This is a genomic window from Aestuariispira ectoiniformans (assembly GCF_025136295.1).
Classification (GTDB): Bacteria; Pseudomonadota; Alphaproteobacteria; order UBA8366; family Aestuariispiraceae; genus Aestuariispira_A; species Aestuariispira_A ectoiniformans.
Window position 1 is genome coordinate 3,454,928 of record NZ_CP062788.1, and the last position, 24,132, is coordinate 3,479,059.

The window sequence follows — 24,132 nt, forward strand, 5'->3', positions numbered from 1 at the left end:
CCATTAGAGGTCCTGCTGCTGCAGGTCGACGTTCAAGCCAAGGGACCGCAGTTCCTTCACCAACACGTTGAAGGATTCCGGAATACCAGCCTCGAAGTTGTCATCGCCACGGACGATTGCTTCGTAGACCTTCGTGCGGCCGGAGACGTCGTCCGATTTCACGGTCAACATTTCCTGCAGCGTGTAAGCCGCGCCGTAGGCTTCCAGTGCCCAGACTTCCATCTCCCCGAAACGCTGGCCACCGAACTGTGCCTTACCACCCAGCGGCTGCTGCGTGACCAGACTGTACGGGCCAATCGAACGGGCATGCAGTTTGTCATCAACCAGGTGATGCAGTTTCAGCATGTAGATGTAGCCAACGGTTACCGGACGGTCGAACTGTTCGCCGGTACGACCATCCGTCAGGACGGCCTGGCCGGAGGTGCTGAGACCAGCACGTTCAAGCGCCTCGTTGATATCCTCGGACCGCGCCCCGTCAAAGACCGGCGTTGCAATCGGAATACCCTTCTGCAGGTTACCCGCAAGTTCCACAACCTCCTTGTCGCCGAGATCCTTGATCTCCTCGGCACTTTCCTCGTGGTTGTAGAGCTCGGTCAGATTGTTACGCAGGTCTGCAATCGCGCCACCGGCACGATATGCTTCCAGCGCTTCACTCACCTGCTTACCAAACTCGGCACATGCCCAGCCCAAATGGGTCTCCAGAATCTGACCGACGTTCATACGGGACGGCACGCCCAGCGGGTTGAGCACGATGTCAACCGGCTGACCATCTCCCAGATAAGGCATATCCTCTTGCGGCATGATTTTGGAAATCACACCCTTGTTACCGTGACGGCCGGCCATCTTGTCACCCGGCTGCAGCTTACGCTTAACAGCAACGAAGACCTTGACCATTTTCATCACGCCCGGCGGCAGTTCGTCACCGGCCTGGACCTTATCAACCTTATCTTCAAAACGCGCCTGAACCAGTGCAACAGAGTCGTCATACTGTTTCTTCAGTACTTCCAGAGCATCGTTCACGGCCTCGTCTTCAACCGTGATCTGACGCCACTGTGCCGTGGTGAACTCGTCCAGCAGGTCCTCGGTCACTTTACCACCGGTCGCCATGCCTTTCGGCCCACCGGTGACAACCTGACCATTGACCATGTCCAGGAAGCGATTGCGGAAGGAACGTTCCAGGATCGCTTTCTCGTCGTCACGGTCCTTGGCAAGGCGTTCGATTTCCGCGCGCTCAATGGCGAGCGCACGTTCGTCCTTGTCGATACCACGACGGGAGAAGACACGGACTTCGACGACCGTACCACGGTCCCCCGGCGGCACACGCAGGGAGGTATCGCGAACGTCGGATGCCTTTTCACCGAAGATGGCGCGCAGAAGTTTTTCTTCCGGCGTCATCGGGCTTTCACCCTTCGGCGTCACCTTACCGACGAGAATGTCGCCAGCCTTCACCTCGGCACCGATGTAAACGATACCGGCCTCGTCCAGGTTCTTCAGCGCTTCTTCACCGACGTTCGGGATATCGCGCGTGATTTCTTCCTGACCCAGCTTGGTGTCACGGGCCATGATCTCGAATTCCTCGATGTGGATCGAGGTGAACACGTCGTCTTTGACGATGCGCTCGGAGATCAGGATACTATCCTCGTAGTTGTAACCGTTCCAAGGCATGAACGCGACAAGCACGTTGCGGCCCAGGGCCAGTTCGCCCAAATCGGTGGACGGACCGTCGGCGATGATATCGCCTGCTTCGATCTTGTCACCAACCTTAACCAGCGGACGCTGCGTGATGCAGGTGTTCTGGTTGGAACGCTGGAACTTCATCAGGTTGTAGATGTCTACGCCTGACTCGCCTGCGTCGGTCGCATCGGTCATGCGGATCACGACACGGGTCGCATCCACCTGGTCGATCACACCGCCGCGTTTCGCAACGATCGCAACACCAGAGTCCTTGGCCACACGAGCTTCCATGCCGGTACCGACCAGCGGCGCATCGGCCTGCAGGAGCGGTACGGCCTGACGCTGCATGTTCGAGCCCATGAGAGCACGGTTGGCGTCATCGTTTTCCAGGAACGGAATAAGAGCCGCAGCAACCGATACCAGCTGTTTCGGGGAGACGTCGATCAGGTCGATGTCTTCCGGACGGGCAACCAGATAGTCACCGCGTGCGCGGCAGGCCACCAGGTCTTCCTCGAAGGTACCGTCCTTGGCACGCGGCGCGTTGGCCTGTGCAATGGTGTAACGTCCTTCATCCATAGCCGACATATAGATGACCTCGTCGGTCACCTTGCCATCGATCACCTTACGATACGGTGCTTCGATGAAGCCGTATTTGTTCACGACGGCATAAGTGGCCAAAGAGTTGATCAGACCGATGTTCGGACCTTCAGGGGTCTCAATCGGGCAGATACGGCCATAGTGGGTCGGGTGAACGTCACGAACCTCAAAGCCTGCACGCTCACGGGTCAGACCGCCTGGGCCCAAGGCCGACAGGCGGCGCTTGTGGGTCACTTCGGAAAGCGGGTTGGTCTGGTCCATGAACTGGCTGAGCTGCGAAGAACCGAAGAATTCACGGATTGCGGCAGCAGCCGGTTTGGCGTTGATCAGGTCATGCGGCATCACGCTGTCGATATCGACGGAACTCATCCGTTCACGGATGGCACGTTCCATACGCAGCAGGCCGACACGATACTGGTTTTCCATCAGTTCGCCGACGGAACGGACACGACGGTTGCCCAGATGGTCGATGTCGTCGATTTCACCGCGGCCGTCCTTCAGGTCAATCAGGACACGCAGGATTTCGAGGATGTCCTCACGGCGCAGGGTACGCTGGGTATCCGGCACGTCGTCCAGGCTGAAGCCCAGACGGGAGTTCATCTTCACACGACCGACCGTGGACAGGTCATAGCGTTCGGAATCGAAGAACAGACCGTTGAAGAGGGATTCTGCCGTCTCCAGTGTCGGCGGTTCACCCGGACGCATAACGCGATAAATGTCGATCAGCGCATCTTCACGGTTGGCGTTCTTGTCGGCGGCCAGCGTATTACGCAGATAGGACCCAACGGTGACTTCGTCGATGTTCAGGGTCGGCAGTTCAGTGATGCCGGCATTTTCCAGCACTTCCAGAACTTCGCCCGTGATCTCGTCACCGGCTTCGACGTAAATCGCACCGGTATCTTCGTTGATCAGGTCATGTGCAACAAAACGGCTGAGAACCTCGCCCTCGTCTGCCAAAACTTCGGTCAGACCGGCTTCCACGAGCTTTTTGATGGTGCGCGGGGTCATCTTGGCGCCGGCTTCGGCAACCACTTCGCCGGACCGGGCGTCAACCAGATCGCGTTCGAGTTTCTGGCCTTTATAAGCTTCGGCAGAGAACTCAGTCGTCCAACCCTTCTTGCCTCGCCTATAGACCTTGGTGTCGTAGAAATAGTTCAGGATATTTTCCGGGGTCAGGCCCAAAGCCTTGGCCGGGTCCAGAGTCTGACCGCTTTCAGCCAGTTCGGCACGCTGTGCAGCCGTCGCATCGCTATCGAGCGCCAGCAGCAACGTGGTCGCCGGCAGCTTACGGCGCCGGTCGATACGAACATAGACCAGGTCCTTGGCGTCGAATTCGAAGTCGAGCCAGGAACCGCGATACGGAATCACGCGTGCGGCAAACAGATATTTGCCGGAGGAGTGGCTCTTGCCCTTGTCATGGTCGAAGAACACACCCGGGGAACGGTGCATCTGGGAAACGATGACACGCTCGGTACCGTTCACGATGAAGGTGCCGTGCTCGGTCATCAGCGGCAGGTCGCCCATGTAGACGTCCTGTTCCTTGATGTCGCGGATGGAGCGGGAACCGGTGTCCTCGTCCACATCCCAGACCACAAGGCGCAGGGTCACTTTCAGCGGTGCCGCATAGGTGATGCCGCGTTGCTGACATTCTTCTACATCGTACTTGGGTTGTTCCAGCTCGTATTTTACGAACTCAAGCTGGCTGCGTTCCGAAAAGTCCCGGATCGGGAAAACCCCTTTGAACACTTCCTGAAGACCTGCGTCAAAGCGATCTTTCGCATCGATTCCGGTCTGAAGGAACGCGTCGTAAGAAGTTTTTTGAACCTCGATAAGGTTCGGCATCGGGGCTACTTCAGAGAGCCGTCCGAAGCTTTTACGAATCTTCTTCCGTCCCGTGTACGACTTGGCCATGTTATTCCTCGTCAACTTCCGTCCTGCCCGCATTATGCGGGTTCTCCGCCGGGTTTTATTAATAGGCCCCCTGCGAAAAGCCTAAAGCGCCCCGATTTCCCGGAGGCGCGTCGAGGGGCGGCACCTTAACGGCGCGCCCCTCTTTAACGCTTGCCACCCTAAGGCAGCAAAGAAGCTTACTTGAGCTCGACGGTTGCGCCTGCTTCTTCCAGCTTCTTCTTGATTTCTTCGGCTTCGGCCTTAGCAGCACCTTCTTTGACCGGGCTCGGAGCGCCTTCGACCAATTCTTTTGCTTCTTTCAGACCCAGGCCGGTGATGGCGCGGACTTCTTTGATCACGTTGATCTTCTTGTCGCCGGCAGAAGCCAGAACGACGTCGAAGGAGTCCTTTTCTTCAGCAGCAGCTTCGCCGCCAGCAGCGCCGGCAACAGCAGCAACAGCAACCGGAGCAGCTGCAGAAACGCCCCATTTTTCTTCCAACAGTTTAGACAGCTCTGCTGCTTCCAGAACAGTCAGAGTGGACAGCTCTTCAACGAGCTTTTCGAGATCAGCCATGTTAACAACTCCTAGGCAATAATAATATGGTTTCCAAACTGCAACTTAGTTTGAAGCACCGTAGGCACCGAAAACGCGGGCCAACTGGCCAGCCGGAGCCTGGGTAACGCTTGCGACCTTCTGGGCCGGAGCCTGCAGAAGACCAACGAGCTTGCCGCGCAGTTCGTCGAGGGAAGGCAGCTGGGCCAGGGCTTGTACACCCGCAGCATCCAGAGCCTGCTCGCCGAGACCACCTGCCACGATCTGCAATTTTTCGTTCTTCTTGGCGAAGCCAGCAGCGACTTTGGCAGCCGCAACGGGATCTTCAGAGAACGCAATCGCAGTCGGACCGGTGAACTGATCGGCCAAATGCTCAAACTTAGTGCCCTTCAGTGCAATCTGAGCGAGGGTGTTTTTGGTGACTTTAAAGCCAGCACCCGCATCGCGCATCTGTGCACGAAGGTCGGATACTTCCGCCACGGTCAGACCGGATTGCTGGGCAATCACGACCAAACCGGCATTGGCAAAGGTATCCTGCAGCTCGGCGACCAGTTTTTCCTTTTTAGTACGGTCCACTGATCGTCTCCGCTACTTTGGCCGCGCCCCAACGAAATTCGCGAAGCTAACGGCCGGTTCCAATTTGAACCCCCATTCGCCAACGACGAAAAGGGATCCGCCTTCCTGCCCGGGAGGATTGGATCCCGACGAGGCCAAAGACCCCATCCAAAAACCTTTCCTACCTATCTATTGGAGGCAAATTTAAGATTTCCCCGAAAGGTCATCGCCGCCAGTCTCGGACAGGTCGCAAAAGACCGAAGCCTTTTGCTTACGGGACGAGGCAAGCCCCGTCCCGTAAAACTCTACGTCGCGTTATGCGCTCGGCTGAGCGTCAACCGGGTCGATTTTAACACCCGGGCCCATCGTGGAGGACAACGCAATACGCTTGATATAGGTGCCTTTAGCGCCGGACGGACGGGCCGTCTGGATTGCCTTGACAAAGGCTTTGACGTTTTCGGTCAGGGCTTCTTCAGAGAAGCTTGCCTTGCCAACGCCGGCGTGAATGATACCGTTCTTCTCCGCACGGAACTGTACTTCACCACCCTTGGCGGCTTCAACAGCATCTTTCACGTTCGGGGTCACGGTACCCAGCTTCGGGTTCGGCATCAGGTTACGCGGACCCAGGACCTTACCCAGACGACCGACAACAGCCATCATGTCCGGGGTTGCGATGCAACGGTCAAAGTCCAGCATACCGCCCTGGATCTGTTCCATCAGGTCTTCAGCACCAACGATATCAGCACCGGCAGCTTTCGCTTCCTCAGCCTTATCGCCACGAGCGAAAACAGCAACGCGAACGGACTTGCCTGTACCAGCCGGCAGAGCAACCGTACCGCGGACCTGCTGGTCAGCGTGACGCGGGTCGATACCGAGGTTCATTGCGATTTCGATGGTTTCATCGAATTTCGCAGAGGCATTGGCCTTAACCAGCTTAACAGCTTCTTCAACCGCGACCAGTGCATCGCGATCAACGCCTTCGTAAGCCTTTTTCAGGCGCTTACCCAGCTTCGCCATGATCCTTACTCCTCAACTTCCAGGCCCATGGAGCGGGCGCTGCCTTTGATGGATTCCATCGCAGCTTCAACCGTGACAGCATTCATGTCTTTCAGTTTGGCTTCTGCGATTTCGCGGATCTGCGCAACGGTGACTTTGCCGACCTTGTTCTTGTTCGGCTCACCGGAACCCTTCTGCACCTTGGCGGCCTTCTTCAGGAAGTAGGACGCCGGCGGGGTTTTGGTGACGAAGTCGAAGCTACGGTCTTCATAAGCCGTGATCACAACAGGAGTCGGGGTACCCGGCTCCATGCTCTGCGTCGCAGCGTTGAAGGCCTTGCAGAATTCCATAATGTTCAGGCCGCGCTGACCCAGCGCAGGACCTACCGGCGGCGACGGGTTCGCCTGGCCAGCTTTAATTTCGAGCTTGATATAGCCCGCAATTTTCTTTGCCATTTTCACTCTCTCAGAGTTCGCGCCGCGGTATGGCACCCCCTTGGTCTTTTGGAGGTTCCTCCCGCAGCAAATTCAGTTGAAGCCGCCTTTTACTGAATCTGAACCGATAGGTCCAGCCCCAGTTTAAATTTTTTCGACCTGGGAGTATTCCAGATCGACCGGCGTCGCGCGGCCAAAGATCGACACGGTAACCTTGAGACGAGCTTTTTCCTCGTCAACTTCTTCCACCATACCGTTGAAGGAGGTGAACGGACCGTCGCATACGCGGATCTGTTCGCCAACCTCGAAGGAGACGGAGGGCTTGGGCCGCTCAACGCCTTCCTTGACCTGATGGAGAATACGCTCTGCTTCGCGGGCGCTGATCGGGGTCGGCTTTTTGCCGGTACCGAGGAAACCGGTCACTTTCGGCGTATTGCTTACCAGATGCCAGGTTTCGTTGGACATATCCATATGCGCCAGGATATAGCCCGGGAAGAACTTGCGTTCTGCGCTGACCTTCTGACCGCGGCGCATTTCAACAACCTCTTCGGTCGGAACCAGCACATCTTCGATCATATCAGCCATATCGGAGGCAGCAGCCTGCTCCTTAATGGATTCCGCAACTTTCTTCTCAAATCCGGAATATACGTGAACTACATACCAACGCTTGGCCACAGCTATTCTCCACCCGATACGGGATTAACCTACAATTAACTGAATGCCCCAGGAAATGATCCCGTCGACCATTAGGAAGAACAAGGACATAACGGCAACCATAGCGAAAACCATCAAGGTTGCAATACCGGTTTCCTTACGCGTCGGCCAGGTAACTTTCGACGTTTCCTGACGAACTTGCCGTACAAATTTAGCTGGTGTCGTTTTTGCCATACTGTCCTTCGACCTATTTGCCGCCTAGGGCGCGGGGCCCTAAGCGGCGTTTTCCAAGGTACCCGGCTTTAGCCAAGTATATCGGGTTTTGGCAGGGGCACTAGGATTCGAACCCAGGACCTACGGTTTTGGAGACCGTCGCTCTACCAACTGAGCTATACCCCTATTTAAAACCTTATTCGGTGACGCTAGCGACGACGCCAGCACCGACGGTGCGGCCACCTTCGCGGATAGCGAAACGCAGACCTTCGTCCATAGCGATCGGTGCGATCAGCTCAACATCCATGGAGATGTTGTCGCCCGGCATCACCATTTCCGTGCCTTCCGGCAGAACGACGGAACCGGTCACGTCGGTCGTACGGAAGTAGAACTGCGGACGATAGTTGGAGAAGAACGGCGTATGACGGCCACCTTCTTCTTTCGTCAGGATGTAGCACTCGCATTTGAACTTGGTGTGCGGCGTGATCGAACCCGGCTTGGCCAGAACCTGACCACGCTCGACGTCTTCACGACCGATACCACGCAGCAGCGCGCCGATGTTGTCGCCTGCTTCACCGCTGTCCAGCAGCTTGCGGAACATTTCAACGCCCGTGACGGTGGTTTTCTGGGTGTCGCGGATACCAACGATCTCGACTTCCTCACCAACGTTCACAACACCGCGCTCGATACGACCGGTGACAACCGTACCACGACCGGAGATGGAGAACACGTCCTCGATCGGCATCAGGAATGCCTGGTCCTTCGGACGTTCCGGCTGCGGGATGTATTCGTCAACGGCTTTCATCAGCTCAAGAATCTTGTTCTTGCCGATTTCGTCGTCACGGCCTTCCAGAGCAGCCAGGGCGGAACCGGCGATCACCGGAATGTCGTCACCCGGGAAGTCGTAGGAGCTCAGCAGCTCACGCACTTCCATTTCAACCAGCTCAAGCAGCTCTTCGTCGTCAACCTGGTCAACCTTGTTCAGGAACACAACCAGGGCCGGAACGCCAACCTGACGCGCAAGCAGGATGTGCTCACGGGTCTGCGGCATCGGACCGTCGGCTGCGTTCACAACCAGGATCGCACCGTCCATCTGCGCCGCACCGGTGATCATGTTCTTCACATAGTCGGCGTGGCCCGGGCAGTCGACGTGGGCGTAGTGACGCGCTTCCGTCTCATACTCAACGTGGGCGGTGTTAATCGTAATGCCACGCTCACGCTCTTCAGGCGCCTTGTCGATGTCTGCGAAGTCCGTAGCAGCACCGCCGCCCGTCTCCGAAAGAACCTTCGTGATCGCTGCCGTCAGCGTCGTTTTACCGTGGTCAACGTGTCCAACCGTACCAATGTTGCAGTGCGGTTTCGTACGTTCAAACTTTTCCTTGGCCATCGTCAGCATCCCCAACAGACAGTTGCGCCGTAAAGCGTATTAAAGTGACTACACCTTGCAAAACTGGAGCGGGTGATGGGAATCGAACCCACGTGACCAGCTTGGAAGGCTGGGGCTTTACCATTAAGCTACACCCGCATGATAAAGCATCGTGTAAACATACCACTACAGCGGCCGGACATCAGTGGTGGTGGGAGTTGGATTCGAACCAACGTAGGCTAAGCCAACGGGTTTACAGCCCGTCCCCTTTAACCACTCGGGCATCCCACCACATGACCAGTTCCGAAAAACCGCTCGGTAGAACCACCGATGTGCGCCGCTTGGGCGAGACGGGGTTTATGGCTTTGGGAGATCAATGTCAACGACATTTTCGAATTTTTTTGAAGCAAATTTACATCATAGAAACACAAGCCGCGGCACACTGCGGCTTCAGGCCTATTTATAGAAAAAGGGACTTGCGCCCGACTTCACTCAGACCTAGTTAGGCATGATTATGAGCATGCAGAAAAAACACGGAAAGATTCGAAAGGGCGGCAACAAGCCGCGCCGGCCGGACCACGTAAAAGCCGGCGCCCCCGGCCCCGCCCTGCCTCCGGCCAAAGGGGGGCAATACTGGCTGTATGGCAATCACCCCGTCCAGGCCGCCCTGGCCAATGACAGCCGGCGTTTTCGCATGCTGGCCTGTACCAAGGCCCAGGCTGATGCCTATGGCGCAACGGCAGAACGCCGTGGCATAGAGACCAAACTGGTGGACCGCGCGAGCCTCGACCAGCTTTTTCCCGAAGGCACCGTTCATCAGGGGATCGCCGCCCTTGTCCAACCACTGGAAGAAACCTTCCTTGAGGATTTGCTCTTCAGCCTGCCGGACCATGCGACCTACGTTGTCCTCGATCAGGTAACCGATCCCCATAACGTTGGAGCGATCCTGCGCACAGCAGCCGTTTTCGGTGCCGATGCGGTCATCATGCAGGACCGGCACGCCCCGCCGGAATCGGCAGTCCTCGCCAAAAGCGCAAGCGGAGCGTTGGAAACAACCCCTCTCGTTCGCGTGCCCAACCTGGCACGCGCGCTGGAGCATATGAAGGACGCAGGTTTCTGGTGTGCTGGCCTTGCAGGAGAGTCGGAAACCGACCTGCCCGACTTCACACGCCCCGACCGTGCGGCAATCGTGATGGGGGCCGAAGGCAGCGGACTGCGCCGCCTCACCCGGGACCATTGCGACGTCCTTCTACGCATTCCCATGGCGGAAAACGCCGTCGGCAGTCTGAATGTGTCCAATGCCGCCGCGATTGTGCTTTACGCATTGTGCAGTCGTTAGCCTCAGACTTTTTCACGCTATTGGCGCATTTGCTCTCTGGACAACGCTGTTGACCTTGGCCTAAATGACTGTGGACCGGCGGGGATATTTAAGAGACCGGTTCACAGTTAAGCTGCAACACAGCGTGTCCAGTATAGAGGGGGTAATCTTGTACAAGTCATACCGTAATGCGCTGGCCTTGGCCGGCGTTGTTGTTTTGTCTGCCTGTGCAGTGCCGGACAAACCAGTACCGAAAGCCGAGGCGCCAGCCACACAGGCCGAACAGGAAACAGCGCAGGAAGCCACTTTGCTTCCCGATACCAAACGCCTCAAACGTAAGGTCGCAATTGCGCGCTTCACCAATGAAACCCGATATGGGAAAACATTTCTTCGAAACAAAAGCGACGATCCGCTCGGAAAGCAGGCGACAGACATGCTCACGGCCGATCTCGTTAAATCCGGCCAGTTCATGGTCTTCGAACGTCCCGATATCGAGAAAATCAAATCGGAGCAGGCCTACCTCAAGGCCGAACAGAACCTTATTGGCGTGGACACGCTGGTTGTTGGTTCCGTGACTGAATTCGGTCGCCACACCACCGGCAAGACCGGCTTTTTCAGCTCTACCAAAAAGCAGCTCGCACGTGCGACCGTGGAGATTCGCTTGGTCGACACCCGGACCGGGCACGCCTTCTTCTCCGCCGAAGGCCACGGCGAAGCCAGCAGCGAGGCTGGCAATGTGGCTGGATTCGGCAACCGGGCCGAATATGACGGTACCGTCAACGACCGCGCAATTGGCGCTGCTGTTTCCGACGTCGTCAGCAGCCTTATCTCGAAACTTGATGAACGTCCCTGGCGTACCGACATCCTCAAGATCGAAGGCGACAAGATGTATATCAGTGGCGGAAAGTTTCAGGGTTTGAAAGTCGGTGACAGACTTAACGTCATGAAGGCCGGTGAAACGATCCGCAGTGAGCAGACCGGCTTTGATATCGAGCTGCCGGCGACAAAAGTCGGCACCATCGAAATCCTGGCGCATTTCGGCAACACGGAAGACGACGAAGGCTCCATTGCCGTCATTCAGCAAAACAACTTTGCGGCGCTGCCTGTGAAATCACTCTTCATTGAAGAAGGGGACGCGTCATGAAGAAATTCTTTTCCGCACTCCTAATATCCATCACGCTAGCCGCCTGCAGCCATCCGACGGAACGGACAGCCGCACCCGACATGCGCCCCGGCATCGCTTTCCAGAACGTACCCGCAACCGCAATGGTCTACGTCGATGGACTGGAGATGGGGATGGCCGGAGACTATGACGGTAAAAAGCAGAGCCTGACGGTTATCAAAGGCACTCATCTCATCGAGATCCGCAAGGACGGCGAAACACTGCTCTCCAGAAAGATCTACGTGGCCGGTGATTCTGTCACCATCCTCCGCCCCTGATGTGATGGATTAGAAAATAATGATAAACAACTCCTTTAAAAAAGGAGCGGTCGCGGCTGTGCTGTTGACTGTTCTGGTCGGTTGTCAGACCGACCGCTACATGTGGGGCTCCTACGATCAGGACCTCTACAACTATTATCGGGATACAGAGCAACGTACTGCCCTGGAAACGAATCTGTTGGAAACGCTGGAAAAAGCTGAGCAAAAAGGCAAGGTACCGCCGGGACTATACGCCGAATACGGTTATTTGCTCATGCAGGACGGTCGATACGACGATGCCCGCCGCTACTTCGAGCTTGAGAAGAAACTTTGGCCGGAATCCACCAAACTGATGGACGCGGTTATCCGGGTCACGGCAGTAGACGAAGGCAACAAAGACAAAGAGGAGCAGGCCAGTGCAGAAACTGTTCAATAAAGGCATTCTCCTCGGCCTTGTGATTACGGCCCTCACTGCCTGCCAAACCACACTGCCCAAGGCTGACTACACTATGTACCGGGAGCTGGATCCAAAATCCATCCTTGTGGTCATGCCCGTGAACCGCAGTGTCGAGGTAGAGGCACCGGACTACTTCCTGACCACAATTGCCAAGCCAATTGCAGAGAAGGGATATTATGTCTTCCCGGTAAACCTCGTCAAAAACGTCATGGACGAAGAAGGTATGTCGGATGCGGACCTGGTTCACAGTTCCGACCCGACTGTGCTGGGTGAGCTATTCGGTGCGGATGCAATTCTTTACGTCTCCATTGATAAGTGGACATCGCAATGGGTAGTTTTCGACACGGTGACAACCGTGACATTTACCTACACTATGAAGAGCGGAGAAACCGGTGAGACCTTCTGGAGCAAAACCCAGAATCTGCAGTATTCCCCGAACCAGGGTGGCGGGGGCGGCGGCCTCGCGGGTTTGATCGCAAAGGCCGTGATTGCAGCCGTAGAACGGGCAGCACCGAATTATATACCGATGACGCGTCAGGCCAACGCCATTGCCGTCAATGCCAAAAACGACGGTATGCTGCCGGGCCCCTACTCTCCCGAATATAAATCCGGGGAGGAGGTCGTACAGACGAAAGAAGACGCAGCCTCCAAGGATCAACCCGCAGCGGAAGATGACACCACCGGGAAGCCGGAAGAGACTGCAGAAAAACCCTCTACATAAGTTGCGGCCCTGAAATTCTTCGCCTGGCCGGTTTCCGAACCATGCCGGACCGGTCAGGCGAAAATTTGTCGTGAAACCTATTGCCTAACGGTCACTTTCCAGTTAGATATCCGCGCGTTAAAAATTGATGACGCCAGCTTAGCTCAGATGGTAGAGCAGTTGATTTGTAATCATCAGGTCGCGAGTTCGAGTCCCGCAGCTGGCACCAGAATTTCCGAAGGACTTAGCAGATATCTGCTAAGTCCTTTTTCTTTGGCGATAAAGAAACGCGCATTCCATTCGCGAATTCCACGGCAATTACATAGTCTTATTAACGATTAATCAGTAAATTTTGGATAACCAGAAAGGATAACTCACTGAAAAAAGTAGAAAACCTGCAATGTTATTTCAGTTAATACATACGGCAGGTTCTACTATTTATTTTGTGATTCTGATTGTCCTGCTCCTGTCGCGACGGATCCCACGGGCGGATTCAGGGGCCGGCTGGTGGTCGATCGCCATCTGTTTTGAACTGGCGGGCCGTATTCTGCTGTTCATCATACAGGACAACGACAATGCCTTACTGCTGTATTCAACGCTGAATGTCCTGGAAAAACCGTTTCTTCTGATCGGCATCATCCGCTTTCTCAAAGTGGATACGCCAGTCGCAAGCATCTGGGCCACTGCCTTTGCCGCGGAATGCGTCATGCTACTGGCCTGGATAACAGACATCCCCTTGCCGGCCTATCGGGTTGGATATGCGATGGTCAATGTGGCTTTCCTGCTTGCCGCCGCCGTCATCTCCTTTCGCTATCGCCACAGGATTCCAAACCGCATAATGGTGGGTGTGGCCATCCTGAGTACCCTGCTCGCCCTGCATTGGCTGTCGGTTTATCCGATCATGTTTGCATATCCTGCCTGGCAGGATCTGGGATTTGTTATCGGCACCGCCTGCGTCCTTGGTATCTATCTCCTGCTGTTGTGCGCGATGCTCTCGACATTGATCAGGCGCCTGCTGGATGCCGAGGAAGCGGCCCTCGACCTCGCCTATCATGCCCCCCTGACCGGACTGAAGAACAAGCGCTACACGGTGAACCTTTTCGACAGCGCCATCGTCCTGGCCAACCGCCCTCACCAGTTCATGGCCGTCTTCTATATCGACCTGGACAACTTCAAACCCATCAACGACACAGCCGGGCACCGTGTCGGCGACAAGGTCCTAAAAATCGTTGCCAACCGGCTAGAAACCCATACCCGCAGCACGGATATATGCGCTCGTCTGGGTGGCGATGAATTTATTATCGTCGGCACACAGTTCGAACATCTGGATCATGTCTCCGACATGGCCAACAAGCTTCTCGAACAGCTCACCCAGGCGATTCCCCTTGAGAGGGAGACATATGAACTTGGTGCCAGCATCGGGATCAGCCGCTATCCGGAAGATGGTGACAATCTGCCGGACCTGATCGAAAAGGCCGACAAGGCGATGTATGAGGTCAAGCGGAGAGGGCAAAGCGGATTTGAATTCTATGCCTCGACGCCTCACGCGGTTTCGGCACGACAGTCCTAGTTGGCGCGGAAATCCTTAAGCATATGGACGGAGGAAAAAGGAATCTCGCCCCCAAGCGCGACATCGAATTCACGCAGGACCTCAAAACCCAGCTTCTCATAGAAGCGAACCGCAGACAGGGTCGCGAAACATTCCAATATGTGGATATCACCGGCGTGATCCCGGCAATGGTCAATGATGTGGCGCCCCACGCCACGGCCAGTGTGTTTCGGCGAAACCGCCACATGCCGGATATGCGCGCGACCGGGCACCGTCTCGCCATGACCGGGCGGTTCATAGCTCCATCCCCCTGCCCCGGCCAGGTCCCCATCCATTGACAGCGCGACGAAGAACTGTCCCCGTTCAATCAGCCCCAGATTGACCTTTGACAACATTGGCAGGGCCCTTTCAAGCAGCGGGCCCGGATAATCCGTTTTCAACAATTCTCCGTAGGACGCCTTGAAAAGCGCCTCCAGGGCAGGCACATCTTCCATCACAGCTTCGCGAATCATAACCTTACTCATAAAAATGGTCCTCCCGGAGACTTCCGACAGGACCATCATAACATCGTACCGCACCGCAATCCAAGGCTGCAGCTAATAGTAAATCATACAACCATCACCGGGCATTTCGCCAGGCTGGTCACCTTATGGGAGACACTGCCGAGGAGGTAGCCTTCCACATCCCCCAGGCCACGGCTGCCAAGCACGATCAGATTGATTTCGTGCTCTTCGGAAAATTTCACAATGGTCCGGGCCGGCTGTCCGCCCTTGATAAACCCACGGACTTTCGGACTACCGCATTCGGTTGCATATTTCTTCGCGTGTTCGACAACTTCCCTGGCATAGTCCTGCATGGAATCATCCAGATTTTCCGGACGTTCCGGACTTAACATGGAAACCGACGCCTCCAGCAGGCTGTAATGCCGGTAGACGCAGAGCAGCATCAGTTCAGCGTCGAATTTCTGCTGCATCTGCACGGCAAGTTTCACGGCGGCCAGCGAACCGTCCGACCCGTCGACGGGCACGAGAATATGTTCAAACATAAACGCCACTCCTTCTGTTTCGTCTTGCTGGTTTATCTGGCTTGTTATTGTTGATATCCGGCAGGTCCTTCGTCAGCGGAATGCCACGTCGCGCAGGAACAAGGCGATCTGCGGGAAGAAGATCAGCAGAACTGCCGTCACCAACAGCATGATAACAAAGGGTGGCGTCCCCCGGATCACATCCAGATAAGGCCTCTTGAACACCGCAATCGCGGTGAAGATGTCACATCCGAATGGTGGTGTGGCCGATCCGATCGCCACCTGCAGCGTGATGATCGTGCCCACAAGAACCGGGTCCAGACCGACCGACTTTACGACCGGCGCGAAAATCGGAACCAGAACCAGGATCACGACAATCGGGTCCACGAACATACAGCCGATGAAAAAGGCAATCGAGATTACGAACAAGACACCGATCGGCCCCATTTCCGTGATCCCGACCGCCCCCAACATTGCCTGGGGAATCTGCGCGAAGGAAATTACCCAGGAGAAGGCCGCACCGGCCGCCACCAGAATGAAGACCACAGCAGTGATCAACCCGGTGGATTTGGAAATCGTGTAGATATCGGGCAGTGACAGGGACTTGAAGACGAGGAATTCCAGGATCACCGCATAGAGGACGCATGCCGCGGCGGCTTCGGTCGGGCTGAAGATGCCGCCATAGATACCGCCTACGATGATCACCGGGAAGCCCATCGGCCAGATCGCCTTTCTCACCGCATCTAGCCGTTCCTTCCAGGAGGCTTTCGGTTCCGTTGGGACATCCATGATCGTGGCATAGATCACGCTGTAGGTCGCAAAGAAGACCAGGATTAGCAGACCCGGCCCGATCCCGGCGATAAACAGCTCCGCAATCGAGGTGTTGGAAACCACGCCATAGATGATCATGCCGATGCTGGGCGGGATCAGGAAGGCGATATCACTGGAATTGACGATCAGCGCCAGGATAAAGGAATCCTTGTAGCCCGCCTTCAACATGCGCGGACGCAGCGGAGAGCCAACGGCCACCACCGTCGCCTGGGTCGACCCGGAGACCGCCCCGAACAGCGTACAGGCCGCCGCCGTACTGACCGCCAAGCCGCCTTTCACATGCCCGATGAATTTCATCACCATGTCGATCAGGCGGTTGGCGGATTCGCCGCGCGTCATGATATCAGCCGCCAGAATGAACATCGGCACCGCAATCAGGGATGCGGGCCTGATCCCGGCGAGGAACTGCTGGACCATGAAGTCCATCTTTCCGACCCCGCCGAACATATCGTAAAAACCGATGAAAGCCGCCGTGATCAGCGGAACCATCATCGGGAACCCCAACAGCAGCAAGACCACCATGGTGAACATCATAACTCCAGCCATCTTTGCCCCCTGCCTCTAGATTTCTATTTCTGTTTCTTCATAGCCCTCCACCACGTTGGTGGAGAGGTAGACGTCTTTTTCGAGCACATTCTTGATCGCTGTCAGCAGATACTGCGCGCCCGTGATGAAAAAGCCGACCGGCACCCAGACGAAGATCCACCAGACCGGAATCTGCAGGGCGGGCAATACACGGCCACTGGTCATCACCTTGCCGATATAGCTGACCGAGAAATAGCAAAGTGCAAACATGGCAAGCGCCGTGACGATGGCGATAATGATCATCATCACCTTGCGCAGCCTGAAGGGTAGATGATCGAAGACAGCCGACATTCGTATATGCCGTCCGTGGCGCGCCGCATAACCGACGCCGGCAAAAGTAATCAGGATAATCAGAATCCGGTTCACTTCCTCGGTGAAGAAAATGCTGTGTTGAAAGATATATCTGCCGACCACATTGGCGACGGTATTGGTCGCCATCAGCAGAACCCCGGCTGCCAGCATGAAGGATTCAAGCCGGCTGATCAGTGAGTCGACCCAACCGAATACGCCCGGCAGGCTGGATTTATGCTCATTGCTTGTCATTACTTCTTCCTGGCCTTCCGCCATCCGTCCTCTCCCCGTTACAATACGTGGGACGGCGGGAGCCGGGCCGAAGCCCGCCCCCCGCCTAGGCGTCAACTCATTTACGCCCGCAGCAACCCATCTTTATTTCGTGGCCGCCAGATCCGCCTTCAGCTGGTCGAGGATGGCCTTGCCGCTGTCACCGGTCATTTCGATGAACTTGGCTTCCACCTCTTTGGCGGCATTCTTGAAGCAGGAACGCTGTTTTTCGTTGAGCACGGTCACCGTCATTTCAGGTTTGGCATCCATGATCTTTTTTAGTTCCTGGTCCGCCAGGCCCTTCTGGTAATCGACGATATAGTCATAAGCCGCCTTGGACGCGTCCTGGATCAGCTTCTGATCGTCTTTGCCAAGACCGTTGTAGAAGTCTTCATTGGCCATGGTCGCGGTCGTGAAGTTGTTGTGCCCGGCATAGGTGATGTAATCCGTGACCTCATAGATCTTGGTGGAGTACAGGAAGAAGGTCGGGTTTTCCTGACCCTGGATAATGTTGGTCTGCAGACCGCCATAAACCTCACCCCAGGGCAGCGGCGTCGGCGTCGCGCCGAATGCCTTATAGGATTCCACCAGTAGCGGGTTGGTCATCACGCGGAATTTGACCTCGTTCAGGTCATCACAGGACTTCACCGGCTCCTTGGTGGTCATGGCCACCTCGCCTTCCGGGAACATGGTCAGCAGCTCCAGGCCCTGATCGGCATAGAGCTTCTTGAAGTCTTCGTTGATCGCCTTGCTTTCCTTGTAGAAGCGCGCCAGATGAGCCTGGTCGGTCGGCAACAGATAAGGTACGAAGAAAACCTGCGCTTCCGGAATCAGCGACCCGGTGAAGCCCGGGGACTGGTCCACGAACTGCAGGATACCGGCCTGGGCCTGTTCCATAATGTCCGCGGATTCGCCCAATGTTCCATAGGGGAACAATTGAACCTCGTGATCGGAATTCTCTTCGATATATTTCTTGAATTGCTGGGCATAGACCCCCTGCACTTCGGTTAAGGATTCCTCAAATGCATATTTCCAACTGTCCGCCCGGGCAGCGGAAGAACCCGTTGCAATGGCAGCCGCCATCGCAAGACCTCCAAATAGACGCCATTTCCCTGTAGTCATCGTCGACTCCTCTAAAGACTGATGTGATTGGCAATACCATTGACCAATCCCGGCGCAGCAGGAGGAGCAGCAGCCACGCGCGCGCATGAGATACGGCACGTTTGCAAATTCACTTGTCTTTCTCCCTGCAGACCGGCCCTTGGGCCGGTGATGGTCAACAGCACCGGGTTGAGCCACCGTAACGTGTTATTTGTCTGTATTTTTCCACGTCACAGTCCATCCCTGACGCCTGTGACAATCACTCTGGCGTCAAGATCACTAGGATCGCACCTAATTATATTTCGCGTCAACGGGAGGAATCTTTTGTTTTATTTCTCAATTTTGGAAGAAAGCTGAAGATATCCCGGTATATGGGTATGTTTCTTCTTGAGAGACCTCATCAATCAGAAGGGTTGTCTTTTTGCGGAGAACAAAGTCCTGGGAGTAAACATAGAAACGGAACTTATTAGGCATGCGCTTCCAGGAAGAACCATACGCCAGGCTATCGTATATTGTCCTTTGCAATGACCGCATCGAGTTCCAGCGGGTCTACGAAAACCGCGCGGGTTAGACCGTCTAGACTCTGTGGGACCGGCAAATGCATGACAGCCAGAAGTCTCTTATAGCCAATGATCGAACCGCCACCGCGTACGCATTCCTCGTCAACTTCCACAAGGTAACTTCCGGCCGGGAATACTTCATCGACATCTTTCAGAATAAAAGATTTGCAGAAGGTAACAGTTTTTGCGTTGGTACGGATCATAGCCCGCCTCCTACCTAGACCATAAGAACAATTGCAGAAGCTCATCCGCACCAGGCTTTGCTCCATTAGTCCCGGTCCAGGCCTCAAATGGATGCGCCTCTTTGTTCAAAGCGCCGGTCCGCAGTATATAACAGCATGCGAGCGTTTTTGAACGTAGGAAAAAGATTTCATTTCTATAATAAATTGTATCAATTTTGTTAAAGTTCAATACTATGACACTTTTATTTATAGATCATAATATTGAAATTAGCTTATTTTCAAATATATCAAATAATTAAAACTTCTTTTATTTTTTTTACTTTCTATCTAGACGTTACATGGACTGGAAACCACCACCGAAACCAACATAAAATAAAAAAAAGGCCGGAGGAAAACCTCCGGCCCAAGGTCGCTTCGGGAACGGTAGGGTGCTATTGCTCGAGAGCCTTCGCACCCTGTGCAATCCACTGCCCCAGCAGCTCACGTTCCTCTTTCGTCATGCCGGTCTTGTTGCCAAGGGGCATGTTGTTGGAGGCAACCGCCTGTTGCTGGATCTTCGTGGAAAGTTGGACAACCTGGTCGAAGCTATCGAACATCACGCCCGCCGGCGCGGTGTCCCAGTCTTCGTCGGTCGGTAAGGAGGAATGACAGCCGGAGCAACGCTCTCGCACGATGCCAAAAGCCACTTTCGGGCTGACCGCCTCACCGTTGGAGGCGTTGGCCCCGCCGCTTTGCGGCTTGTAGGAGACACCGACCATCAGCGCGATCATCAGTGCCGCCGCCGTCGGGTAAAGCAGGTTATGGAAGCGGCCGATATTGCCCGCATTCTTGCAGTTGTAATAGTGGCGGATCAGGCCGCCGACCACCAGGATCACCGCAAAAATCGCCCAGCTGTATTTATGGCCATAGGTCATCGGATAGTGGTTGGACACCATCATCAGCAGGACCGGCAGGGTCAGATAGTTGTTATGGGTGGACCGCTGCTTGGCCTGTTTGCCCAGTTTCGGGTCCGGCGTCTCGCCTGCGGTCAGCGCCGCCACAACCTTTTTCTGGTTCGGGATGATGACGAAGAAGACGTTGCCCACCATGATGGAACCGATCAGGGCGCCGGCGTGAAGATAGGCCGCGCGTCCGCTGAAGACTTCCGAAAAGGCCCAGGCCGCGCCGACTGTCAGTAAAAAGACCAGCAACGCCAGCAACCCGGTATTCTCACCCAGCGGCGATTTGCAGATGAAATCATAGAGAATCCAGCCACCGGCCAGCATGATGATGCTGACAAAGATCGCCTGCGGGGCCGTCAGGTCCATCACATCCGGGTCGATCAGGAAGGCGTCCGCGCCCAGATAATAGATCACCGCCAGCAGGGAGAAGCCGGAAATCCAGGTGAAATAGGCCTCGAATTTGAACCAGTGCAGCTCGTCCGGCATACGGTCGGGGGCGACCAGGTATTTCACGATGTGATAAAAGCCGCCGCCATGGACCTGCCAGGTCTCGCCATGGGCCTTCTTGTCCAGGGCCTTGTTGGGGCGCAGGCTGGCATCGGTGAACATGAAATAGAAGGACGACCCGATCCAGGCGATCCCGGCCGTGATATGCAGCCAGCGTATCGCCAGGTTCAGCCATTCCGGCAGGTTAACTTCCATCTGCTTACTCTCCCAAAAGCTTTTGTTATTCTTTGTTCTGTATGGCTCAGCGCGTTTCGCGATAATAGGCCTGGGCGGCGGCAACACCACTGCCCAGCTCGACAGTGATCCCGGCGTCCGCCAGCGCCATTTCAACCCCGGCAAGCGCACTCAGCATCATGATATCATCCACGGCCCCCATATGTCCGATGCGGAATACCTTGCCGGCTACCTTGGACAGGCCGCCGCCCAGCGACAGGTGATAATTCTCATAGGCCGCCTTGATCACGGCCCCGCTGTCAGCACCTTCCGGCACCACAATGGCCGTCACCGTATCGGAATTCCAACGGCGTTCCTTCGCACAGGTGGTCAGCCCCCAGGCATTCACCGCCTGACGCACCCCCTCGCCCAACCGGTGATGACGGGCATGGACATTCTCAAGCCCCTCCTCCAGCAGCAGGCGGCAGCTTTCCTTCAGCCCATGCAGCAGGGTCACCGCGGGCGTATAGGGGAAATAGCCGGTCTGGTTGGACTTCAGCATCGACTTGAAATCGGCGAAGTTGCGGCCACAACGCGCACCGTCCGCAGCCGCCAGCGCCTTCTGGCTGACGCCGACGATGGCGAGGCCCGTGGGCAGCATGAACCCTTTCTGCGAACCGCAAACGGCAACATCCACGCCCCAGTCATCCATGCGGAATTCCAGGCTGGCGATGGAACTGACGCCGTCCACCATCAAAAGCGCCGGATGGCCGGTGCCGTCGATGGCCTTACGCAGGGCACCGATATCGCTGGTCACGCCGGTCGCCGTCTCGTTATGGCAGGCGAGGATCGCCTTGATCTCGTGGTTCTTGTCCGCAGCAAGGTGGGCGGCATAGTCATCCACCGGCGCGCCTTCTCCCCAGACGCCTTCGATCACCTCGACCTCGAAACCGAAATCCCGGCACATGGCAATCCACAGGTCGGAGAAATGGCCGTAGGAGGCCGTCAAAATCTTGTCGCCCGGCGACAGGGTATTGGTAAGCGCCGCTTCCCAGCCCAGGGTGCCGGAACCTGCAAAAACCAGAACCTCACCCGTTTGCGTGCAAAAAACCTTCTTCAAATCTTTGAACAGAGGCTCCACCAATGCCGGGAAGTCGGGCGCGCGGTGATCCTCCAACGGACGGTCGCAGGCACGGCGGATTTCTTCCGGCATATTGGTCGGGCCTGGGGTAAAAAGATGTTTGCGCGCCAGCATGGGGGTTGCCTCCGTCTGAATGTCCTGGTGGCCTTGGCGTTCTTACGCGCCTTTGCCATGCTGCGGACTATGCCAAAAAAACACTTCCCGGAGAATACGAGAAAGACTATAAATACTTTCAAATTATTTTTGATAATTGGTGATTTCATGCGCGATATCAGTGACATGGCCGTCTTCGTCCGCGTGGCCGACCTTTGCAGCCTATCGGCGGCGGGCCGCGACCTGCGCATGTCGCCCGCCGTTGTCAGCAACCGCATCGGCAAACTGGAAGAACGGCTCGGCGTACGCCTGCTGAACCGCACCACCCGCAAGGTCCATATGACCGAGGAAGGCGAGTTCTACTACGAACATTGCGTGCGTATTCTGGAAGAGATGCAGATCATCGAGGATACGCTGACAGAACAGCGTCAGGCCCCGCGCGGCGTGCTCAAAGTCACCATGCCCACCTCCTTCGGCCAGCGCCATGTAGCCCCCTATATCCCCGAATTCGCCGACCGATTCCCGGAGGTGGAGGTCCGCCTTCAGCTCACCGAACGCCTCGTCAATCTGGTAGAGGAAGGCATGGATCTCGGCATCCGCGTCGGCCGCCTCGACAACCCGGCACAGATCGCCCGAACGCTCGCCCCCGATCACAGACTGGTCTGCGCCTCGCCGGACTATCTGGAAAAGCACGGGACCCCACAGACACCGGAAGACCTGTTGAATCACAACTGCCTGCTCCTGCGGTTCCCCGGGTCGCAGCAGTTCAAATGGCCCTTGGAAAACGAAAAAGGCGAATTGGTGATGCTGCCCGTGGACGGCAATATGGACAGCAACAACAGCGAAGTGCTGCTGCAATGGGCGCTGGCCGGGCGCGGCCTTGTCCTGAAATCAACCTGGGAGATTTACGAGCATCTGCAAAGCGGCGCGCTCGTCCCCGTCCTCACCGGCTACCGCCCCCGCGACCGCCATATCAGCGCCCTGTTCCCCCACAGCCGCTATCTCGCCCCCAAAGTCCGCGCCTTCGTCGATTTCGTCATAGAGAAATTCGGGAAAGAGCCTTATTGGGATGCGGGGTTGGGGTTCTAAAGGCGTCAGCTCCGTCCCGTAGATACGCGGGACAAGCCCGCACATGACGGCAACAGTAATCTTACATATAACTTAACCGCTCGTCCCGGCGAAGGCCGGGACCTGGCGCTGATGGTTCAGCTATCTAGGGCACTTGGAGATTCCGGCCTTCGCCGGAATGAGCGGATAAATAGATTGCAATATATAACAAATATCACCATCCCCGGACGTGATCCGGGGTCCTACGAGGGCATCGCCCGCGAAAATGAATTTGTGTGATCAATCCGCCGCCGCGAAATGCGCCATCTGGTCTTCGTATGCCTTTATGAAGGCCGGGCGGGCCGTGGCGCGGGCGGTGTAATCGCGGCAGGCAGGATGGTCCGTCAGCCCGTCGAAGCGGTCGACGAGGCGTAGTACATCTGCCATCAGGATATCGGCGACAGAGAAGCTCCCGGCGAGCCACTCCCGATCCGTCAGAACGGCCTCCATATGTTTAAGCCGGGCCGCCACCCAGTTGTCCATATGCTCCCGTCCGGGCGTTTTGCTCTCGTCATCAAGGAACTTGAAAAGAACCCAGGGCAGGCTCGCCATCTCAACGGAATTAAGCGCGGCAAAAAGCCACTCGATGGCCTCGCTACGGCGGCGCGGATCGCTCGGCAAAAGCGCATCGCTAAGGTTTCCCAGATGGAGCAGGATCGCGCCGCTTTCAAAAATCGAAAGGTCCCCATCAGTCAGCCAAGGCACCTGGCCGAAGGGTTGGTGAGAGAAATGATCCTCCTTGCGATCACTGAAGGGAACGCTTTCAACCCGGTAAGGTAACCCTGCCTCTTCCAGCGCCCAGCGCACGCGCAGATCGCGCACATAGCCCCGCGGCAATTCAGGCACCCAATCAAATGTGGTGAGGACCAGTTCCGTCATATGGCATCTCCCTTCCCCAATCTTCCCTCTTGGGGCAAGACCATGACAGATTTTTATGACTAAACCAAGGCGGGCTTTATATAAGCCACTT

General features: G+C 56.1%; 24 protein-coding genes and 4 tRNA genes. 8 read left to right on the forward strand and 20 right to left on the reverse strand.

What is annotated here, in order from left to right; genetic code table 11:
* Positions 1–3 precede the first annotated feature (3 nt).
* The 11 genes from rpoB to IF205_RS16310 all read right to left on the reverse strand — a co-directional run bounded on the left by rpoB (position 4) and on the right by IF205_RS16310 (position 9,224).
* On the reverse strand, positions 4–4,182 hold the full coding sequence (rpoB, locus tag IF205_RS16260) for a DNA-directed RNA polymerase subunit beta (protein WP_259780409.1): 4,179 nt from the start codon (positions 4,180–4,182) through the stop codon (positions 4–6).
* A 176-nt stretch (positions 4,183–4,358) separates the two neighbouring features.
* Positions 4,359–4,736, reverse strand: a complete 378-nt coding sequence (rplL, locus tag IF205_RS16265; protein ID WP_259780410.1) for a 50S ribosomal protein L7/L12 — start codon at positions 4,734–4,736, stop codon at positions 4,359–4,361.
* Between the two features lie 45 nt (positions 4,737–4,781).
* Positions 4,782–5,291: a 50S ribosomal protein L10 gene (rplJ, locus tag IF205_RS16270; RefSeq protein ID WP_259780411.1), complete on the reverse strand. Its 510-nt coding sequence runs from the start codon at positions 5,289–5,291 to the stop codon at positions 4,782–4,784.
* A gap of 294 nt (positions 5,292–5,585) precedes the next feature.
* Positions 5,586–6,287: a 50S ribosomal protein L1 gene (gene rplA, locus IF205_RS16275; RefSeq protein WP_259780412.1), complete on the reverse strand. Its 702-nt coding sequence runs from the start codon at positions 6,285–6,287 to the stop codon at positions 5,586–5,588.
* 5 nt (positions 6,288–6,292) lie between these two features.
* Complete coding sequence (rplK, locus tag IF205_RS16280) at positions 6,293–6,721, reverse strand: 50S ribosomal protein L11 (protein WP_259780413.1); 429 nt, start codon at positions 6,719–6,721, stop codon at positions 6,293–6,295.
* 123 nt (positions 6,722–6,844) lie between these two features.
* Complete coding sequence (gene nusG / locus IF205_RS16285; protein ID WP_259780414.1) at positions 6,845–7,375, reverse strand: transcription termination/antitermination protein NusG; 531 nt, start codon at positions 7,373–7,375, stop codon at positions 6,845–6,847.
* 24 nt (positions 7,376–7,399) lie between these two features.
* Positions 7,400–7,588: a preprotein translocase subunit SecE gene (gene secE, locus IF205_RS16290; RefSeq protein ID WP_259780415.1), complete on the reverse strand. Its 189-nt coding sequence runs from the start codon at positions 7,586–7,588 to the stop codon at positions 7,400–7,402.
* A gap of 89 nt (positions 7,589–7,677) precedes the next feature.
* Positions 7,678–7,753, reverse strand: a tRNA-Trp gene (locus IF205_RS16295).
* Positions 7,754–7,763: 10 nt separating this feature from the next.
* Entirely contained in the window at positions 7,764–8,954 is a 1,191-nt protein-coding gene (tuf, locus tag IF205_RS16300) for an elongation factor Tu (RefSeq protein ID WP_259780403.1), read from the reverse strand.
* A 64-nt stretch (positions 8,955–9,018) separates the two neighbouring features.
* Positions 9,019–9,092 (reverse strand) — tRNA-Gly (locus IF205_RS16305).
* 47 nt (positions 9,093–9,139) lie between these two features.
* Positions 9,140–9,224 (reverse strand) — tRNA-Tyr (locus IF205_RS16310).
* A 223-nt stretch (positions 9,225–9,447) separates the two neighbouring features.
* Here IF205_RS16310 and rlmB point away from each other — a divergent pair.
* From rlmB to IF205_RS16345, 7 genes are all read left to right on the forward strand, one after another.
* On the forward strand, positions 9,448–10,272 hold the full coding sequence (gene rlmB, locus IF205_RS16315; RefSeq protein WP_259780416.1) for a 23S rRNA (guanosine(2251)-2'-O)-methyltransferase RlmB: 825 nt from the start codon (positions 9,448–9,450) through the stop codon (positions 10,270–10,272).
* Between the two features lie 148 nt (positions 10,273–10,420).
* Entirely contained in the window at positions 10,421–11,395 is a 975-nt protein-coding gene (locus IF205_RS16320; RefSeq protein WP_259780417.1) for a CsgG/HfaB family protein, read from the forward strand.
* Positions 11,392–11,691: a hypothetical protein gene (locus tag IF205_RS16325; RefSeq protein WP_259780418.1), complete on the forward strand. Its 300-nt coding sequence runs from the start codon at positions 11,392–11,394 to the stop codon at positions 11,689–11,691. The genes IF205_RS16320 and IF205_RS16325 overlap by 4 nt, the downstream gene beginning before the upstream one ends.
* A gap of 19 nt (positions 11,692–11,710) precedes the next feature.
* Positions 11,711–12,106, forward strand: a complete 396-nt coding sequence (locus IF205_RS16330) for a DUF4810 domain-containing protein (RefSeq protein WP_259780419.1) — start codon at positions 11,711–11,713, stop codon at positions 12,104–12,106.
* Positions 12,087–12,848, forward strand: a complete 762-nt coding sequence (locus IF205_RS16335) for a DUF799 domain-containing protein (protein WP_259780420.1) — start codon at positions 12,087–12,089, stop codon at positions 12,846–12,848. The genes IF205_RS16330 and IF205_RS16335 overlap by 20 nt, the downstream gene beginning before the upstream one ends.
* A gap of 132 nt (positions 12,849–12,980) precedes the next feature.
* Positions 12,981–13,056: transfer RNA gene (locus IF205_RS16340), tRNA-Thr, on the forward strand.
* A 171-nt stretch (positions 13,057–13,227) separates the two neighbouring features.
* Positions 13,228–14,397: a GGDEF domain-containing protein gene (locus tag IF205_RS16345; protein ID WP_259780421.1), complete on the forward strand. Its 1,170-nt coding sequence runs from the start codon at positions 13,228–13,230 to the stop codon at positions 14,395–14,397.
* Here the strand turns inward: IF205_RS16345 and IF205_RS16350 are convergent.
* The 8 genes from IF205_RS16350 to IF205_RS16385 form a co-directional block, all read right to left on the reverse strand.
* Positions 14,394–14,900: a GNAT family N-acetyltransferase gene (locus IF205_RS16350; protein WP_259780422.1), complete on the reverse strand. Its 507-nt coding sequence runs from the start codon at positions 14,898–14,900 to the stop codon at positions 14,394–14,396. The two genes, IF205_RS16345 and IF205_RS16350, sit on opposite strands and share 4 nt — an antisense overlap.
* Before the next feature lie 83 nt (positions 14,901–14,983).
* Positions 14,984–15,421, reverse strand: a complete 438-nt coding sequence (locus IF205_RS16355) for a universal stress protein (RefSeq protein WP_259780423.1) — start codon at positions 15,419–15,421, stop codon at positions 14,984–14,986.
* A 72-nt stretch (positions 15,422–15,493) separates the two neighbouring features.
* Entirely contained in the window at positions 15,494–16,777 is a 1,284-nt protein-coding gene (locus tag IF205_RS16360) for a TRAP transporter large permease (RefSeq protein WP_259780424.1), read from the reverse strand.
* Positions 16,778–16,792: 15 nt separating this feature from the next.
* Complete coding sequence (locus IF205_RS16365) at positions 16,793–17,383, reverse strand: TRAP transporter small permease (RefSeq protein WP_259780425.1); 591 nt, start codon at positions 17,381–17,383, stop codon at positions 16,793–16,795.
* A gap of 99 nt (positions 17,384–17,482) precedes the next feature.
* On the reverse strand, positions 17,483–18,499 hold the full coding sequence (locus tag IF205_RS16370) for a TRAP transporter substrate-binding protein (protein ID WP_259780426.1): 1,017 nt from the start codon (positions 18,497–18,499) through the stop codon (positions 17,483–17,485).
* A gap of 481 nt (positions 18,500–18,980) precedes the next feature.
* A complete protein-coding gene (locus tag IF205_RS16375) occupies positions 18,981–19,241 on the reverse strand; it encodes a hypothetical protein (protein ID WP_259780427.1) in 261 nt (86 codons plus the stop codon).
* A gap of 410 nt (positions 19,242–19,651) precedes the next feature.
* On the reverse strand, positions 19,652–20,863 hold the full coding sequence (locus IF205_RS16380; RefSeq protein WP_259780428.1) for a urate hydroxylase PuuD: 1,212 nt from the start codon (positions 20,861–20,863) through the stop codon (positions 19,652–19,654).
* 46 nt (positions 20,864–20,909) lie between these two features.
* Positions 20,910–22,076, reverse strand: coding sequence for an aminotransferase class V-fold PLP-dependent enzyme (locus IF205_RS16385; RefSeq protein ID WP_259780429.1), 1,167 nt, complete (start codon positions 22,074–22,076; stop codon positions 20,910–20,912).
* A 147-nt stretch (positions 22,077–22,223) separates the two neighbouring features.
* Between IF205_RS16385 and IF205_RS16390 the strand changes: the two genes are divergently transcribed.
* The gene (locus IF205_RS16390) at positions 22,224–23,144 is read left to right on the forward strand and encodes a LysR family transcriptional regulator (RefSeq protein WP_259780430.1); all 921 of its coding nucleotides are present in this window, start codon (positions 22,224–22,226) and stop codon (positions 23,142–23,144) included.
* Between the two features lie 258 nt (positions 23,145–23,402).
* Here the strand turns inward: IF205_RS16390 and IF205_RS16395 are convergent, their stop codons facing one another.
* Positions 23,403–24,041 (reverse strand): glutathione S-transferase family protein, encoded by a 639-nt coding sequence (locus IF205_RS16395; RefSeq protein ID WP_259780431.1) that lies wholly within the window; start codon positions 24,039–24,041, stop codon positions 23,403–23,405.
* Positions 24,042–24,132 lie beyond the last annotated feature (91 nt).